This window comes from Shewanella sp. SM74 (assembly GCF_025653725.1).
GTDB classification, from domain to species: Bacteria; Pseudomonadota; Gammaproteobacteria; order Enterobacterales; family Shewanellaceae; genus Shewanella; species Shewanella oncorhynchi.
On sequence record NZ_JAKKRZ010000008.1, the window covers coordinates 1 to 18,434 of the forward strand.

Annotated in this window: 9 protein-coding genes and 4 tRNA genes; 8 read left to right on the plus strand and 5 right to left on the minus strand. The window is 43.9% G+C overall.

Translation table 11 applies throughout. The annotated features are described in order from the left end of the window. The 7 genes from L5M49_RS10250 to L5M49_RS10280 all read left to right on the plus strand — a co-directional run. Nucleotides 1-4,150, plus strand: a 4,150-nt coding sequence (locus L5M49_RS10250; protein WP_263265987.1) for an Ig-like domain-containing protein, incomplete at its 5' end; no start/stop codon positions are given. A 91-nt stretch (nucleotides 4,151-4,241) separates the two neighbouring features. Beyond that, on the plus strand, nucleotides 4,242-6,419 hold the full coding sequence (locus tag L5M49_RS10255) for a type I secretion system permease/ATPase (protein ID WP_105250446.1): 2,178 nt from the start codon (nucleotides 4,242-4,244) through the stop codon (nucleotides 6,417-6,419). Further along, entirely contained in the window at nucleotides 6,416-7,798 is a 1,383-nt protein-coding gene (locus L5M49_RS10260; protein ID WP_263236971.1) for an HlyD family type I secretion periplasmic adaptor subunit, read from the plus strand. Before L5M49_RS10255 ends, L5M49_RS10260 begins: the two co-directional genes overlap by 4 nt. 30 nt (nucleotides 7,799-7,828) lie before the next feature. Further along, nucleotides 7,829-9,250: a TolC family outer membrane protein gene (locus tag L5M49_RS10265; RefSeq protein WP_263265988.1), complete on the plus strand. Its 1,422-nt coding sequence runs from the start codon at nucleotides 7,829-7,831 to the stop codon at nucleotides 9,248-9,250. Continuing rightward, complete coding sequence (locus L5M49_RS10270; protein ID WP_219251756.1) at nucleotides 9,247-9,855, plus strand: OmpA family protein; 609 nt, start codon at nucleotides 9,247-9,249, stop codon at nucleotides 9,853-9,855. Before L5M49_RS10265 ends, L5M49_RS10270 begins: the two co-directional genes overlap by 4 nt. A 19-nt stretch (nucleotides 9,856-9,874) precedes the next feature. Continuing rightward, on the plus strand, nucleotides 9,875-10,582 hold the full coding sequence (locus L5M49_RS10275; protein ID WP_105250450.1) for a transglutaminase-like cysteine peptidase: 708 nt from the start codon (nucleotides 9,875-9,877) through the stop codon (nucleotides 10,580-10,582). 8 nt (nucleotides 10,583-10,590) lie between these two features. Next, nucleotides 10,591-12,510, plus strand: a complete 1,920-nt coding sequence (locus L5M49_RS10280; RefSeq protein ID WP_219251757.1) for an EAL domain-containing protein — start codon at nucleotides 10,591-10,593, stop codon at nucleotides 12,508-12,510. A gap of 265 nt (nucleotides 12,511-12,775) precedes the next feature. On the opposite strand, the gene L5M49_RS10285 is transcribed toward L5M49_RS10280, so the two are convergent. From L5M49_RS10285 to L5M49_RS10300, 4 genes are all read right to left on the minus strand, one after another. Continuing rightward, a tRNA-Pro gene (locus L5M49_RS10285) sits at nucleotides 12,776-12,852 on the minus strand. 156 nt (nucleotides 12,853-13,008) lie between these two features. Continuing rightward, nucleotides 13,009-13,085, minus strand: a tRNA-Pro gene (locus L5M49_RS10290). 32 nt (nucleotides 13,086-13,117) lie between these two features. Continuing rightward, nucleotides 13,118-13,193 (minus strand) — tRNA-His (locus tag L5M49_RS10295). Nucleotides 13,194-13,246: 53 nt separating this feature from the next. After that, nucleotides 13,247-13,323: transfer RNA gene (locus L5M49_RS10300), tRNA-Arg, on the minus strand. A gap of 206 nt (nucleotides 13,324-13,529) precedes the next feature. On the opposite strand from L5M49_RS10300, the gene L5M49_RS10305 reads away from it, so the two are divergent. Next, nucleotides 13,530-16,178 (plus strand): diguanylate cyclase domain-containing protein, encoded by a 2,649-nt coding sequence (locus tag L5M49_RS10305; protein ID WP_263265989.1) that lies wholly within the window; start codon nucleotides 13,530-13,532, stop codon nucleotides 16,176-16,178. Between the two features lie 47 nt (nucleotides 16,179-16,225). Here the strand turns inward: L5M49_RS10305 and rep are convergent, their stop codons facing one another. Continuing rightward, nucleotides 16,226-18,238 carry a DNA helicase Rep gene (gene rep / locus L5M49_RS10310; protein WP_263201272.1) on the minus strand — a complete coding sequence of 671 codons (2,013 nt, stop codon included), beginning with the start codon at nucleotides 18,236-18,238 and terminating at the stop codon, nucleotides 16,226-16,228. Nucleotides 18,239-18,434 lie beyond the last annotated feature (196 nt).

Genomic DNA, 18,434 nt, shown 5'->3' on the forward strand with positions numbered 1-18,434 from the left:
GAACGACGCACCCGATGCCATCGATGACACTTACGAGGTTGCTGAAGGCGGCAGCGTCACTGGCAACATCATCACTGACCTACTCGGACGCGATACCGACGCCGATGGCGATACGCTGACGATCACCCAAATCAATGGTCAGCCCGTCACCTTCGTGAATGGCGTGGCCACGGTGGCGGTGGCTGGCGGCTCTTTGGTCATCAACCAAGACGGGACTTTCACCTATACCCACAATGGCAGCCAACCGGCGCCAACCAGCTTCACCTATACCATTACCGACGGTAATGGCGGCAGCGATACCGCTACGGTGACCCTGAATGTGGATAACGTGAACGATGAAGTAATTCTTGATGGTCTTGATATCCAAGGTGGTGAGTTAACAGTTAGCGAGGCAAACCTTTCAACGGGTTCAGCGCCTAATAGCAATGCGCTGACTCAGACTGGTAACTTTAGTTTTACCTCTGTTGATGGTTTAGCCTCTATCACTATTGCCGGGCAAAGCTTCAATTTAGCGGCTTTACTTGCACTAAGTTCTAGTATGGTTAACATTCCAACACCTTATGGTGTCTTAACACTGACTGGTTTCACAGGCGATGCAAGCGGTGGGTCCATCAGCTACAGCTACACCTTAAATAATAATGTCGACAATGACTCCCCCCCTGCAACCAACACTAGCTATTTAGATAGTTTTGCTGTAACCGTTGTGGATCAGGATGGTAGCCAAGCAAATGGCAGCCTTGATGTGAAGATTGTTGATGATATCCCTAATGCCAAAAACGACACAGGCAGTGTCGATGTGATCGTGGATAGTTTTAAAGTATCTGGCGTTGAGGCGAATTGGGGATTACCGGAAAATGGGACAAACGTAACCAGATTCGATGGTACAAATAATCCTAATGGTGGTGGCACGGATAATGACAGTGGTCTCGACCAAATCAGATGGGGTAATCCAACTAACACTTATAAATCTGGCTATGGTTTTATCGATAATGACGGAGCGTTAAATGGTCAGTTTGCCTTAAACCAAGATATTGTTTTAGGTACTTTTACCCATTATAACTTCCCGATCTCTTCCGGTGGTGCTATCACAAAAGCAACCATGGATGTCACCTTCTCGGTGACAGATGCCTATGGGGTCGTCACACCAGTGACCCTTAAAGTCAACTTTGATCACAATGAAACACCGAACAACGACAACGATCCTGAAGCCTCAAAAGATATTATCAAGGTCGGCAATACTAATGTAACTTTTGAGCATGCCGGTGCACTTTATACACTACAGGTCATAGGTTTTAGAATTCCAGGTACCAATCAAATCGTCACTGAAATTAGAACGGCTGAAAATGCTGCAAATAGCTATGAACTAGTTGTGCGTGTAGTAGCTGGTAATGGTTACGAATTACCCTCAACTACTGGCAATGTGTTAGCTAATGACGTAATCGGTGCTGATGACGATATCACGGTAATTGGTGCCGCAGCGGGCAACCAAACAGGTTCAGGCACCTCTGGTAATGTAGGCAGCATTATTCAAGGTCTATATGGCACGTTAATCGTATTCGCCAATGGTAGTTACACTTACACCGTAACAGCCAACGCCTCTGCGATTCCGGCTAATGCAACGGAAACCTTTACGTACACCATGCAAGATGCTGATGGTGATAAATCCAGTGCATTACTGACTCTTAATGTCAATACTATTAATGCGAATGCGCTTAAAGCGGCTCAAGATCAAGATAGTGGTCTTGAAGATACAGCTGTTATCGGTAATGTACTGGATAACGACGGCAATAAAAATACGTCAGTCACTCATTTCACTGTGGCTAACGATACCACTCAGCATACTGCGGGTAGTAAAATCACCTTGGCAGAAGGCGAACTGACTCTCAATGCTGATGGTAGCTACACCTTTACACCCGCGGCTAATTGGAATGGCCAAGTCCCAGTGGTTACCTACACCACAAATACGGGAACAACAAGCACGCTGACCATCAAAGTAACGCCCGTTGATGATCCAACGGTAACAAATCCAGATAGCAAAACCATTTCTGAGGATGCCTTAGCTAATGGTAACGTGCTTAACAATGATATCGATATTGATAATACATTATCCGTAACCAGCTTCCAGGTGAATGGTGCGACCTATGATACAGGCAATACTTGGTATCAATTGCCTGAAGGTAAGCTGCAATTGAAGGCAAATGGTGAATACAGCTTTGACCCAAAAGATCACTGGAGCGGTTCATTACCTGAAATCACCTACACCACCAATACTGGTGTAACAGGTAACCTCAATATTAATGTCATCGCTGTGGCAGATACTCCTAATCTGAGCATCAATGGCTATACCTCTGTTGCGGCGATCAACTTTGAGGACGCGAATATTTCTGACAGTTGGAATGGTGTTAAAGTCAACGGTATAAGCGGTCTCAATACTATAGGTACTTGGCACACCAATAATAATGGCGGCCGCGTCGAGATAGGCTATGAGAGTGTCTATATTACAGGCGGTTCCTCCACCAATAAGGTAATGGAGGTCGAGTTTAACAATGGTGATAAAACACTTTATACCGATATACAAGCGGATGCAGGTAGATTCTATGAACTTGGATTTGATATTGCTGCACGCACAGGCAATGCTTCAACGTCAGGCCTAACCATTAAGCTTATTCCACTCGACGCTGCGGGAAACCCATTATACGCTCAAGCAGTCACCCTTTATGATTTCAACCCAACTGACTCTAACTGGTTAAAAGATCAAAAAGTAACGCTACCTATCGATCAAACAGGTAAGTACCGTTTGCTGTTTGAAGCCGATAACGCAGACTCCATTGGTGCTATTTTAGATAACTTAGCTTTCAAAGCTGTCGACAATATGGGCTATCGTGGGGAGTTTATAAAACTGAGCGCTATTTCTACATCACTAAAAGATATTGACGGCTCAGAAAGCTTGACCATAAAACTTCAAGGGCTACCTGAAGGCGCAGTTTTAAAAGACGCTAATGGGAAATTAGCGACCATTGGTGCCAATGGTGAACTCGACATCACTAATTGGGATCGCAGCAGCCTGCAAATTAAAGTTCTAAACAATGGTAACTTTACTATCACAGTTAAAGCCACAACAACTGAAAGTAGCAACCAAGATACCGCTACCAGTACTACAACCATCCCTATTACAGTGCTCCATCCCAATGAATATCTAGGTCGCGGCGGTGTTGATAGCTTCCAACTGGTCAAAACCAGCGGGGATAATGCCAATTTAAGTATTGCACTCAATGGGTACTATGAGGATACGACAGCCGTCAGCAGCGTCACCCAACAAGCTGCAGTGACAATAGATACCGATCTATTGATACGCTCCGGCAATAGTAATGACTATATTGACTTAGGCATAAGCCGTGCAAATAACATTGTCTATACTGGCAGTTCAATCCCTAATATTGATAACAGTAACCCCACATTGGAACTGCTAAAAGGCAGCAAATTCATGCAGGATGCTGTAATCACAGATGCTGATGGCAAGCTGTTACAATCAGTGCAGAGTGAAGTTCAGCCCATCACAGACACTGTCAATCTGGGCTCAGGCAATGACACTGTCTACGGCGGAGGTGGTAATCTTGCTGCTTACGGTGGTGCAGGCAATGACACCTTAATAGGCGGCACAGGTAATGATGCTTTACGAGGTGGTTCAGGTAACGACACCTTAATAGGTGGACTCGGTGATGACGTCCTGCGTGGTGATAGCGGCGCTGACACCTTCGTATGGCGCTATACGGATGCAGACCAAGGTACTGACCACATCATGGACTTCAATGTAAGTGAAGATAAGCTTGATCTGAGTGATTTACTCCAAGGAGAAACGGCTAATACGTTAGAAAGCTATCTGAACTTTAGCCTAGATAGCAATGGCTCTACCGTTATCGATATAGATGCAAACAAAGATGGGACTGTCGATCAACACATTGTGCTTGATGGGGTTGACCTCTATAGCCAATATGGTGCAACTGATAATGCGGGTATTATTAATGGGTTACTTGGTACCAATGGAAGTGGGCCGTTAATTATCGATACCCAGCCTGTCAATCCAGAAACACCGCAGGGATTAACTAGATTTACTGATGATCCTAATACCAATGGCGCTGTGATCCCTTAGATAAAATCAGTTCAGATGGCCTATAGAAATATAGGCCATCATGACCGATACTTGCCATAACCATATAAAAATCCAAAGGATAAGTAATTAGGTGTCAGCTGCAGCTTCTGAAAAAATTGATCAATGGACCATTTCAGCCTCACAAAGAGTGTTAGTGGATCCTTTGCTGGATTGTTTAGTGTTACTCACTGAGCATTTTGGCAATCCGTGCTCGAGCGATTCGCTTGCGGCAGGTTTACCCTTGTCAGGTACCGTATTATCACCTGACTTATTGCCTCAGGCAGCTTCAAGAGCGGGTCTAGCGGCTAAGCTGTCTCGAAAAGGCTTAAACGAAGTATCACCTATATTGCTCCCCTGTATTTTATTATTAAAAGACAAAAAAGCCTGTATATTGCGAGAACTTGATGTTGCATCAGATAAAGCAATTATTCAATTACCCGAGACGGGCGGTGAAGAGACACTGACAATTGAGTCGCTCGAAGCCTTATATGTGGGATATTTATTCTTAGTCAAACAAGAATACCGTGGTGACATGGGTTTCGATGTTTATCTACACGATAATAAAACCCACTGGTTAGTACAAACCCTCAAAGATTCAGCCCCCATTTATCGTGATGCATTAATCGCTTCTGTATTGGTGAATTTATTCGCCTTAGTTTCACCGTTATTTATTATGAATGTGTATGACAAAGTCGTCCCAAACCTCGCCTTTGAATCCCTTTGGGTTTTAGCGATTGGTGCGGCGATTGCTTATATGTTCGATCTTATCATGCGGCAACTTAGAAGTTACCTCATCGATGTTGCAGGAAAAAAAGTAGATATTATAGTGTCTTCGCGACTTTTTGCTAAAGCGATAGGCATTCCCCTAGAAAAACGTTCTCCTAGTATCGGCGGCATGGCGAAACAGTTAGGTGAATTCGATAACATTCGTGAAATTTTAACTTCGGCAACGATCACTACTTTAGTCGATCTCCCCTTCGCGATATTTTTCTTAATTATTATTTTTATTGTCGCTGGTGATCTCGCTATAGTTCCAGTCATTGGTGGCATCATCATTATTGGCTTCACGCTTTATATTCAACCTAAACTCAAAGCGGCAATCGAAGAAGGCAATAAATTTTCAAGCTTAAAACATGGGCATTTAATCGAGAGCTTATCAGCGCTAGAGTCAATTAAAGCTAATGGTGCTGAAGGAATTGTGCAAAAAAGCTGGCAACAGATGATAGGCCACAGTGCAAACTGGCAGTTAAGGTCAAAAAAGCTCTCCAACTCAGTATCGAACGTAGCGAACTTTACGGTGCAATTTACCGTTGTCTGTGTGGTGATTTTGGGCGTTTATCGTGTGGCTGATAATGCGATATCTATGGGCGGAATTATTGCTGCGGTCATGCTATCGAGCCGTGCCATTTCACCTATGGCACAACTTGCAGGCCTGATGACTAGAGCAAACCACACAGCCAGTGCACTACGCCAACTGAATGAAATCATGACTCAAGAAGATGAGTTTGAAAATAAAGGACATTTAGTTAGCAAACAAAGACTCATAGGCAAAATCAATGCTGATCATGTTGGTTTTAGTTATCCCGGTTCTGAAAAGCCTGTGCTGCATCCGATGTCGCTGACCATAAATCCCGGCGAGCGTATTGCAATTATCGGCCGTAATGGTTCAGGTAAAAGTACGCTAGCTAAGTTACTGGTCGGGCTATTTCAACCCACGGCAGGAAGCTTGCGCTACGACGGCTTAGACTCAGCACAGATTCATCCGAGTGATTTACGTCGTAATTTTGGATACCTACCGCAAGATGTCACCCTATTCCATGGTTCTATTCGCGACAATATTTTATTTGGTACACGTCAAGTCACTGAACATCAACTCATCCGCGCGGTACAGCTTTCTGGTGTGAGTCAATTCACCAACCTAGAAGCAGAAGGCCTAGACCAACAGGTCGGCGAAGGCGGCATGTCACTCAGTCGCGGACAAAGACAAACTGTCGCCCTTGCTCGCGCCACACTGAATGATCCCCCAGTGTTACTGATGGATGAGCCTACGGCGAGTTTAGATGCTCGCGCTGAACAACAATTTATTCGTTCAATGCAAAATGTCAGCAAAGATAGAACGTTAATTCTTATTACCCACAAGATGCATTTATTGCAACTCGTCGACCGCATTATTGTACTTGAACGCGGCCATGTGGTTGCCGATGGACCTAAAGCAGAAGTGCTAGAAAAACTCAATTTTGGCCTAGTGAACGGAGAGGCTAAAAGATGAGTAAACATTTAACAACAAACGACTTAGACATGGTTGATGATGTCTATGGCGCCATGATGACAGACGCTCCCAGCGGACACAGATTAATCATATGGGCACTTGCTGCTATGGTAGCGTGTTTTTTACTGTGGGCGGGGTTTGCTCAATTAGATAAGGTTACTACTGGAACGGGAAAAGTGATTCCTTCATCACAAGTTCAAGTAATCCAAAGTCTAGACGGCGGCATAATGCAAGAACTCTACGTTCAAGAAGGTGAGATAGTCACAAAAGGGCAGCCTTTAGTGCGTATTGATGATACCCGCTTTCGCTCCGACTTTGCTCAACAAGAGCAAGAGGTTTATGGCTTAAAAACCAATGCTATCCGCATGCGTGCCGAACTCGACAGCATTCTAATATCAGACATGACCTCTGATTGGCGTGAACAAGTGCTCATCACTAAAGAAGCATTGGTATTCCCTGAGGCTATCATTGCTGCGGAACCCGCCTTAGTGAAAAGACAACAAGAGGAATACAACGGGCGCTTAGATAACTTAAGTAACCAACTTGAGATCCTTGTACGTCAAATTCAACAAAGACAGCAAGAAATTGATGATCTCGCCTCTAAAACAACGACATTAACGACGAGCATGCAGCTAATATCCCGCGAGCTTGAACTCACTCGACCTTTAGCCAAAAAAGGTATTGTTCCTGAAGTTGAGTTACTCAAACTCGAACGCACGGTAAACGACTTGCAAGGTGAATTGAATTCAATGCGTTTACTCCGCCCTAAAGTAAAAGCGGCATTAGATGAGGCTATCTTAAAACGCCGTGAAGCCGTATTTGTTTACGCTGCAGAGCTGCGCGCGCAGCTCAATGAAACTCAAACCCGCCTCTCTCGCATGAATGAAGCACAAGTTGGCGCGCAAGATAAAGTCAGTAAGGCGATTATCACCTCCCCTGTTAATGGCACCATTAAAACCACGCATATCAATACACTGGGTGGTGTAGTGCAACCTGGAATCGATATTATCGAGATAGTACCGTCGGAAGATCAACTGCTGATAGAAACTAAAATCTTGCCTAAAGATATCGCTTTCTTACATCCAGGATTACCCGCCGTAGTAAAAATTACCGCCTATGATTTTACCCGCTATGGCGGCCTTAAAGGAACTGTCGAACATATTAGTGCCGACACTTCTCAAGATGAAGAAGGCAATAGCTACTATCTCATCAGAGTTAGGACTGCAGAATCTAGTTTAACCAAAAACGATGGCACACAGATGCCAATTATTCCGGGAATGTTAACTTCAGTTGACGTTATCACGGGGCAAAGATCCATACTTGAGTACATTTTAAATCCAATTTTAAGGGCTAAGGACACAGCGCTCAGAGAGCACTAAGCCTTTTTTTTATAAACCGGGAGGTTGGTCATGAAGACTTCAGCAATACGACAATTTCAATGTTCAAAGATAGCCATAGTGCTGTCATTAATCCTGTTACCTTTATCGGCTCAAAGTCAGACGTTAGAACAAGCCGTTGCACATACGCTAGATACAAACCCAGATTTACGAGTGGCCTTCAACCGCTTTAAAGCGCGAGAAGAACAAGTTAATCAAGCGATAGCAGGCTATATGCCAACTATTGATGTCAATGGTGGCTACGGTTATGAACAAACCGACAGCGTATCGACACGTAGACGACCCAATATCGGCGAAGTCGATAGCAAAGGGGTGGCTGAATTAAATCCCGGAGAGTTTGGTGTTAGCATAAAACAAATGCTTTTCGATGGTTTCTACACCAGCAGTGAAGTTGATCGTTATAGTTTTGAAGCTAGCGCAGACCAGTGGGTACTGCTTGCTGCCGCTGAAGATATGGCACTCGATGTCAGTAAAGTCTATCTCAACTATTTACGCACCGATGAAGTGTTAAAATTAGCCGAGAAAAACCTTAACAGCCATAAAGAAATTTATGACCAGATTAAACAACGTACTGACTCAGGTTTAGGCTCAATCGCAGACCTATCACAAATCTCGGGACGTTTGGCACGTGCTAATGCTAACGTTATTTCTGCTCGCAACAATTTACTTGATGCAAAAGCACAGTACATCAAAATTGTAGCGTCGGCTCCGGCGGACTTAATATTACCAGTGCCAGATGCAGACATGCTGCCAAAGGATCTTAGCTCTGGCATTATTGTTGCGCAAGAGAATCACCCCATACTCAAATCTGCAGCAAACGATATTAGTGCCGCTGAAAATGAACGATCTTCAGTACAATCCAATTACTATCCTCAGGTTTCTTTAGAACTGAATGGTAACTGGAACAACGATATCAGCGGCGAAGACGGAATATCAGGTGCTGGTGCTTTCCGCAGTGATGTGGGTGGCCATAGTAACGATCTCGTCGCCATGGTGAGGGTGAGATACAACTTATTTGCGGGGGGTAAAGATCTTGCCCGTGAAAAGGAAACTGCTTACAAGTTAGGTGAAGCGAAAGAAATCCGCCAACGTGCCCAACGTGAAGTTGTTGAAGGGGTAAACCTAGCTTGGAACGCATTTGAAATGCTAGCGCCGCAAAAACAATATATTCGCGATCATGTCGTGGCCGCAAAGGATACTCAAACAGCCTATGCACAACAGTTCAACTTAGGCCAACGCAGTCTACTCGACTTATTAGATACCGAAAATGAGCTCTTCGAGGCACGTAAAGACTACTTACAAGCTGAATATGATGAAGTTATTGCTAAGTATCGCGTGCTCAATTCTACAGGGCGATTATTAGACTCACTTAAAGTCACTAGACCTGATGCGTGGCGCGGAGAGCGCAATTATGAAGGAGGAGCTAACAAATGAAAACTCTCACATTTTTTCTAAGTGTCACTCTTTTAGCTGGTTGTTCGATGCGCGATACGGTTAATATTGACGAAATGGTCACAACTCAAACCTATGATCTATCTGATAAAGATAGCGATGGTGTCATTGAAGCCCGTGAACGCTGCAACGACACCGCCCAAGGGGCAGGTATTGATAACTATGGCTGTGGCAAAATAAAAGCGATTAACGAGCGAAAGGAAATAAATATTTTATTCCCGAATGACTCTGCTTATATTGCGCCTGAGTACTATCCTCAAATTGAAGAGGTGGCTATTTTTCTACGTCAGTATCCAACGACCAAAGTGACTATCGAAGGTCACACGAGTCGCACAGGAACCGATGAACGAAATACAGTATTATCTCAAGAACGTGCAAATGCTGTCACCGCAGTACTGGCTGAACGCTTTAGTATTGATAGAAGTCGATTAACTGCTATTGGATATGGTTCTAGCCGCCCAATTGTTTTAGAACAGACGCCAGAAGCAGAAATTCGTAACCGTCGTGTTGTTGCAGAAGTCACTGGTGATGATACGGCAACAGACATGAAATGGACAATTTACTCGGTCGATGACAACTCAAAATAAAGGACTAACACATTAGGTTATGAACGGCAGACTTGATTATAAAGATTCATTATTGCGAGTCTGCCGCTTTAGCCTAATAGCGTCAGCCTTAGGCATATGTTGCCTATATGCGGCCCCCACACAAAACCTTGATGAAGTGAAGATAACTTCAACCCTAGAAAAACATTACGGCGAACGTGCTGGAATGCGAGCAAGGGCTTGGTTCAAAGTGTTATCGGAAGCGAGTACGCTAGATGAAAAAGAAAAGTTATTGAAGGTGAATAACTTTTTTAATTTATTCCGTTTTGTGGATGACAGTAAATTATGGGGAGACTCGAATTATTGGGCAACGCCGATGGAGTTTATTGGTGTGAATGGCGGTGATTGCGAAGACTTTTCGATCGCAAAATACTTCACCCTACTCCAACTTGGTGTTCAAGAGGACAAGATGCGGATCACTATGGTTAAAGCCACTACGGTTAATCAATACCATATGGTATTGGCTTACTATGAAACACCATCATCAATTCCTTTAGTGCTCGATAATCTTGACCATGAAATAAAACCCGCCACAAAAAGAAAAGATCTACTGCCTGTTTATAGCTTTAATGGTAAACAGTTATGGCTCAATAAAGAGCAAGGTCGAGGCGTACTGGCAGGGTCCTCAAAACGATTAGAAAAATGGAACGATCTTAACCATAGATTAGGTGTTGACCGTCTTAGGCAACCAAAATTAAAACTGGAGTAGCACCAAAAATGACACTGTTTAGACAGATTTATTCGCTGCTTTTTAGCCTGTTCTTGCTTGTAGTTGCAAGCCTTGGCTATGTGCAATTCACTGAGACTCAAAGCTTTTTAACAAAGCAAATGGAGTCCGATCTAAACAATGCCAGCACTTCACTCGGTCTAATGCTTACCCCAGCACTCGAAGCCGGCGATACCGCTGCGGCAGAAACCTTAGTGAATGTTATTTTTGAAGGTGGTTACTATCAAAATGTAAAATTGACTTGGATGGTCGATGGTAAGCAACAAGAGTGGAATAATCCTTTAAAAATTGAAGATGTCCCTCAATGGTTTATCAATCTAAATCTGTTTAAAACCATCAAAAAACAAAGCACTATCACCTCAGGTTGGCTGCAGCTAGCACAGCTTGAAATCACTGCTCATCCTGGTTTTGGTTATCATGAACTATGGCGAATCATGTCCAATACCATCATCGCCTTCTCACTACTTTTTCTCGTTGCTATTTTTACAGCAAGAGTAGGCTTAACATGGATATTGAAACCTCTCCACACCCTGTCTGAACACGCGAAAAGTATCGCAGCACGCCAATTTGGTCCAGACATGGCACTACCCAAAACCACCGAATTAAAAGACTTAGTGACTGCATTTAACAGCATGTCAGCTCAATTGAAACAAGTGTTCCATTCTCTTGACGAAGAGGTAGGCGCGTTACGTAAGAAGAATCTTGTCGATCCCGCGTCAGGCCTGCCTAACCGCCAATATGTAGTAAGTCGTTTAAATGGTTGGTTAAGTGAACCTAGCAGCGGTGCTTTATTCCTCGCCAAACTCGACTGGCTCGAAGAAGTGCACAGTAAATATGGCTATCAAGTTCGAGATGAAACCATACGGATCCTCGCAGAAAAGTTTCAACAGCAATTAAACGAAATAACACCTTCGGTCATAGGCCGTATTGCCGCCTATGAATTTGCATTTTTAGTGACCGATGTTGAACACGATCAGATCAGCAAATATTTACAAACACTTATACGTACCATCAACCAAGAAATGTCAAAAGCAGGCTGTAAGCCCAACGAAGACTTTGCTATCGGTATTGCAGAACGTATTGGGCAAATGAATGTGTCGGATATTTTGGCCCAAGCCGACAATGCCCTTCAAAAAGCGTTACAAGAGAATAAAACCTTCCACTGGTTTGAAACCACAGAGCAGCAATTATTCACCCGCGAGCAATGGCGCGATAACCTCAGCCATGCTATCAGCAATAAGAAGTTTAAGTTTAGATGGCAACCCATCCAATTTTGCGATGGTGATGGCATAGCGCAACGGGAATTGTATTGCCAATTAGAGCTTGGTGATCAACTCGCCCATGCAGGGCAATTTATGCCGTATATCGAGTTATTATCACTTGGTGCCTTACTCGATAAATGCTTAATTGAAACTGTCTACGAGCAAAAACTGCTCGAGCGGAGCTATGAACCGCTCGCAATTAACTTAACCCACCAAAGTATTAACGATCCTCAGTTCCATGAGTGGCTAAATCAATTTTTGCGAAATGCCACATTTATTGAGCGCATCTGCTTCGAAATCCCTGAGGCTGGTGTTTATAGTGATCTTAAGTCATGCCAGCACTTATGTAACATCATTCGCGATAACGGTGCTAAGTTTGGTATTGACCACTTTGGTCGTCAGTTTGGCTCTATGTCTTATCTACAGGAATTAAGACCTAGCTATGTGAAGCTGGATCAATCCTTCGCCTACTATGATGAGACACACCACAATAGCGAATTGTGCCGCGCCCTAATCAACGTAGCAAAAGGATTGGACATTCAAGTCATAGTGACGGGTATTCAAGAAAAGGCTCAGCTAGAACGTTTTAACGAGCTTAGAACAGATGCCTATCAAGGCTTTATCGCCCCGCCAGTGAATCTTGACTAAGCCGTATTATTAAGAAGTGATGCTTGCAAACAAAAAGCTCCGTAAGGAGCTTTTTGTTTTTCTACGGTTGAGTGACTATGCCGATACAGTTCTGCTCTGCAAGTCTGCCAGGTGTAAATAAGAACTGTGGCCAACTTCTATACTCATTGAGGATACGCTATCAAGCAACAACAAACATGATAATGCAAGTGAGTAAGTTCCATTTCGCCAATGCAAAAAAGCCTCAGTGTATTCATTAATGAATGCTGAGGCTTTTCTACTTATTTGGTCGGTGATAGAGGATTCGAACCTCTGACCCTCTGGTCCCAAACCAGATGCGCTACCGGACTGCGCTAATCACCGTAAATTTTGTACTATTGTTTACATACGCTTAGAGGGTTCACCCTCTCGTCCACTTTCATCCAAAACATCTGGATGCGTTATAGGACTGCGCTTATCACCTTAAAACATTAACTATTTACTTAACTTACATTAAGCTCGCTAGTCACGCGAAGAATTTGGTCGGTGATAGAGGATTCGAACCTCTGACCCTCTGGTCCCAAACCAGATGCGCTACCGGACTGCGCTAATCACCGAGAATGAAAATCTTTATATCAAAGTAAATGAATGGGGTGACTGATGGGGCTCGAACCCACGACAACCGGAATCACAATCCGGGACTCTACCAACTGAGCTACAATCACCACTGATTTTCACTTACTTTGCTAACCTTAAAGCTCACAACTCTGTTCGGAAGTGGTGCGCCCAAAAGGATTCGAACCTTCGGCCTCACCCTCCGGAGGGGTGCGCTCTATCCAGCTGAGCTATGGGCGCTCGCCTTGGTTAGCGCCGCATATACTAGGGTCAAATCCCCTTTGAGTCTATAGCTGTTTTGCACTTTTTTTACTGACTGCTCAAGTTTTATCACATTAGCTGACTTTTAAAGCGGAATGCAGCCAAAATATGACTTGGATGTTACAGTATTTCATGCTAATTATAGACTTTGGTAAAAGCAAACATATATTTAACTAGTGAGTATCATGTTTAAGGATGAAGATGAAACTGGCCAGCCGCGTGTGAGTGAAACTGAACGCTTACGCAAAAAAATTATTCGCTTAAAACAATTAGCGCATAAATATAAGCATGCTGAGATCATTCAAAACGCATTACTCGAAATATCCAATATTGCGACTCATGCTTCTTCACTCGAAGAATTCTATGTCGGCGTACATAGCCATCTAAAACAGCTGATTCCCGCTGATAATTTTTTTATTTCAACCCTGGATACTCACACAGGTGAACTCGCCATCCCCTTTTTCGCTGATGAGAAAGATGCCCATCCAGCAGAGCTTTATCCTGAACAATCACTATCTACATTATTACAGCAAGGATTAACAGGCTACGTACTCAGAACTGGGAAAGCTTTGTTGTGTAACAATGACACAGTCAATGAACTGATTGCCGCTGGAGAAATTGTTAATTTAGGTTCTCCCTGTCATCTGTGGCTGGGCGTGCCCATCAAACAAGATGACATAGTAACGGGTGTGTTAGTGGTGCAAACCTATGACACAAACATCAGTTATGGTGAAATCGAACTCGAGTTAATGACGTTCATTTGTCACCATATTGCTGGGGTCATGGAACGACTAAAACATCAAGAACAATTAGAACAAGCTATCCAGCAAAGAACAAAAGAACTCAGCCAAGCCTACGATAAGTTAAAACTAGAAGTCTATGAACGGCGTAGAGCTGAACGCTTACAAAAATCACTGTTCGAAATCGCCGAGCTAGCAAGTTCCAGTGCAGACAACCCAGACTTTTATACCCAATTGCATAATGTTATTCGACATTTAATTCCGGCCAATAACTGCTATATCGCCCTATTAGACGACACAGAAACCCACCTCACGTTTCCTTTTTATGTCTCGCAATTAGCCAATAAGCACCCAGGCACTCGGCCGCTACAAGACGGCTTAACCGAATATGTACTCAAACATAAGCGCCCACTATTGCTAGATCAAAACAGTATCAATGCATTAATTGCCTCTGGTGAGCTATATTCCAAAGCGCCAGCGTTAAATCATACTCAAACCATGCATCAGTGGATCGGAATCCCGCTTTTTATCCATGATCAAGTTCGTGGTGCGTTAACGATTTACAGTTTTAGCATGACACAGAATTACCAAGTTAAAGACTTAGAATTACTGACATTTGTATCACAACATATAGGCTCGGCTATCGAGAAAAAGCTGTCCGCAGAGTCCTTACAACGCAGTTATGAAGAGCTAGAAGAAAAGGTTATTGATCGTACCAAAGCGTTAGCCGAACTGAATAAAAGTCTTGAGAAAGAAATTCAACAACGCCGTAGTATGGAAGCCAAGCTAGTTCACGATGCCAAACATGATGCACTTACAGGCCTGCCTAATCGCGCTATGTTTATGGAGCGTCTATCTCAAGCGATCAAGCATGTTCGTCGCCATAGCTTAGAACAGTTTGCCCTATTGTTTATCGACCTCGACCGCTTCAAACAGATTAACGACACTATGGGACACCTAGAGGGTGATAAATTCTTAATTGAGACGGCAAGCCGACTCAAGTCCTGCATTCGTGATAACGACACCTTAGCCCGACTCGGTGGCGATGAGTTTGTGATACTGCTCGATAGCATTAACAACATCAACGACGCGAAAGATATATCAGAAAGAGTGATCCAAAAAATATCCCAGCCCTATCGACTTGGCACAATGGAATTTAGTTCTGGAGCCAGCATCGGTATCACCATCAGTGGCAAACACAGAATCGATACCAGTGAATCTATGTTACGTAATGCAGATACTGCCATGTATCAGGCGAAAGCCAATGGTAAAGGCTGCTATGTTATTTTTGATGATAACGCCCAACATCAGGCCATGCAGGATGTCGAGTTAGAAACTGAATTTAGACATGCATTACACCATGCTGAAATCCAGCTTAGTTACTTACCAGTAGTCAATTTTAAAACAGGTCAAGTGCATGCATTAGAAAGCCGCCTGTTCTGGCAACATCCGCAGCGTGGGCTCTTACAGCAGGAACAACTTAGCACGCTTGCTGAACAGTCACACCTTACCGTTGAGCTCGATAAATATACGATCAGCATCATAGATAGCAGCTATCCCCAACTCCTCAAACAACATGATGAATCTGTTGAATTACATGTCATGCTTTCGAGCCAACATCTCAAGCATAAGCATGTACTGCGCAGTTTGAAAAACACTCTCAAGCAAACCCAGTTAAACCTGAGCCATTTGTGGTTATTCTTCAATGAAAAAGCCCTAGTGCAAGAAACTGAAAATCATATCAATGGCTTTGAATTGTTGCAGAAACTCGGGGTAAAACTCGGCATCAGCCAATACGGTAGCGGCTATAGTGCCTTAAATAGCTTATTGTTTCTGCCGATAAAAGGCTTAAAACTCGATGCCAACCTCACCAAACAAATACAAGGCGAGCAACAGCTTAAGTTAATGTCTGCCTATCAAAAAACGGCATCAACCTTAGAACTGCAAACCTTTGTCGATGGCATTGATAACCCTGAACAAAAACGTATCTTCAGTGAACTGGGTTATCAACTGGGTCAGGGGACTGCTTTAGCCAACACTTTTACCTTATGTGAAACCCAACCACAGATCTGTGCTCAGCTCGAATATGCCTAGTAAACAATAAGTAGCTGATTTAAAAGAATAGTAAGCGAAACCGCTCGCTATTTTTTAAACATGTCTCTTAAGCTAGAAATATTTGCCCGCCCCGTTTGCATCCGCTCCTGCTCCGTTTGTTGTGGCTTACGGTTTTCCCACACCACATCATCTTGAGGTAACTCAAGTAAGAAACGGCTTGGCTCACAACGCATGGTTTCACCAAATTGGCGCCTTTCGCGGCAGAGGGTGAACCAAAGCTCTCGTTGAGCTCGAGTGATACCCACATATGCCAACCGACGCTCCTCATCGACGTTATCTTCGTCTATGCTGGTTTGATGGGGCAAGATACGCTCTTCTACTCCAACCATAAACACGAAGGGAAACTCTAAGCCCTTAGAAGCATGCAAGGTCATCAACTGCACCTGATCACCCCCTTCATCCTCACTATTACGCTCCATCATGTCCCTGAGCGTCAATCGAGTCACCACCTCTGGTAGAGTCATAGCTTCATCTAACTCATCACCCGCGAGCATCTCAGTCACCCAACGGTAAAGCTCTGAGATATTCTTCATCCGCATTTCAGCGGCCTTGGCACTGGTGCTGGTTTCGTATAAGTAATCTTCATAATTGATCTTACGGATCAAATGCTTCACCGCCTCGACGGGTTCACCACGTTCAGCATGATCCCCAGTCTCCACGATAAAACGACCAAATTGATATAAAGATGACATAGCCGCAGGCGGTAAATGATGATTCAGTTCAGGCTCAAAAATCGCCGCAAACATAGAAATATGCTTCTCGTTGGCAAAATTACCTAAACGCTCTAAGGTTGATGGACCTATGCCACGTTTAGGCAAATTAACGATGCGCAGGAAAGCATTATCGTCATCGGGATTCACCACGAGCTTTAGATAGCCCATGATGTCTTTAATTTCAGCACGAGCAAAAAATGACGTACCACCACTCAATTTATAAGGAATACGGTTCGTCATCAGTGCGCGTTCGAGCAACCGTGATTGATGATTGCCCCGATACAAAATCGCATAATCGCCAAACTGAGTACGGCCGACAAACTTGTGACGCACAATTTCGGCAACAACACGTTCAGCCTCTTGCTCCTCATTGGCGGCAAACAGCACCCGCAACGGCTCACCATAGGCAAGCTCGCTAAACAGGGCTTTATCATAAACATGGGGATTATTCGCGATAAGAATGTTCGCAGCCCGTAGGATCCGCTGGCTAGAACGGTAGTTCTGCTCCAGTTTAATCAGCTTAAGCTGCGGAAAATCTTTACCCAATAACACGAGGTTTTGTGGCTTAGCACCGCGCCATGAATAGATAGACTGATCGTCGTCCCCCACCACAGTAAAGCGCGCCCGCTCACCCACTAACAGCTTTACCATTTCATATTGGCTGGTATTGGTATCTTGATATTCGTCCACCAGCAAATATTGGATCTTGGTTTGCCAGCGCGTACGCACTTCTTCATGGTGGCGTAACAATAAGGTTGGCATCAGAATCAAATCGTCAAAATCTAAAGCGTTATAGGCTTTCATATGTTGAGCATAACGCTGATACAACATAGCAAATAAGTGCTGTTGCTCATCTTTAGCGATTTTGCGTGCATGCTCGGGAATAACTAAGCCACCCTTCCAGTTTGAAATCGTACTGGCGAGCGCTTTGAGTAAATCTTTATCTTCATCCAACTCGTCTTGGGTTAACTCTTTGAGCAGTGCCAAGGTATCTTGATCATCAAACAGCGAAAAGCCTGGCTTTAAGCCTAAGACCTTATGCTCACGTTTAATGATCTCAAGCCCTAAAGTGTGGAAGGTTGAAATCCACAGACCTCTGGCTTCCTTGCGGCCCATCGACTGAGCGACCCGCTCTTTCATCTCGCGGGCAGCCTTGTTTGTGAAGGTCACCGCCGCGATATTACGCGCCTTATAGCCACATTTTTCGACCAAGTAAGCGATTTTATTGATAATGACGCGCGTTTTACCACTACCCGCACCCGCCAAGACTAGGCAAGGGCCTGAAACATAATGAACAGCATCGTTTTGGGCGGGATTGAGTTTCATCTTTGCGCAATATCCAAACAAGTCGACAGAAAGGGATGGGATCATAGCAGAATCGACAGTTTTAAGGCTAACAAATCCCCGCTTAGGTTGAGCAGAACTCAACTCTGTAGATAAGCTTCTCCGTGATATAAACCCCAACAACAGCCAACTAAAGTGTTCACGCGTCTGCTTTACTTTTGAAAGCTAACGTACTGAG

What these genes read in the sequence shown, in the direction of transcription:
- L5M49_RS10260 (WP_263236971.1), top strand. Translation starts at nt 6,416, where the DNA reads ATGAGTAAACATTTAACAACAAACGACTTAGACATGGTTGATGATGTC.
- L5M49_RS10265 (WP_263265988.1), top strand. Translation starts at nt 7,829, where the DNA reads ATGAAGACTTCAGCAATACGACAATTTCAATGTTCAAAGATAGCCATA.
- L5M49_RS10270 (WP_219251756.1), top strand. Translation starts at nt 9,247, where the DNA reads ATGAAAACTCTCACATTTTTTCTAAGTGTCACTCTTTTAGCTGGTTGT.
- L5M49_RS10275 (WP_105250450.1), top strand. Translation starts at nt 9,875, where the DNA reads ATGAACGGCAGACTTGATTATAAAGATTCATTATTGCGAGTCTGCCGC.
- L5M49_RS10280 (WP_219251757.1), top strand. Translation starts at nt 10,591, where the DNA reads ATGACACTGTTTAGACAGATTTATTCGCTGCTTTTTAGCCTGTTCTTG.
- L5M49_RS10305 (WP_263265989.1), top strand. Translation starts at nt 13,530, where the DNA reads ATGTTTAAGGATGAAGATGAAACTGGCCAGCCGCGTGTGAGTGAAACT.
- rep (WP_263201272.1), bottom strand. Translation starts at nt 18,238, where the DNA reads ATGAAACTCAATCCCGCCCAAAACGATGCTGTTCATTATGTTTCAGGC.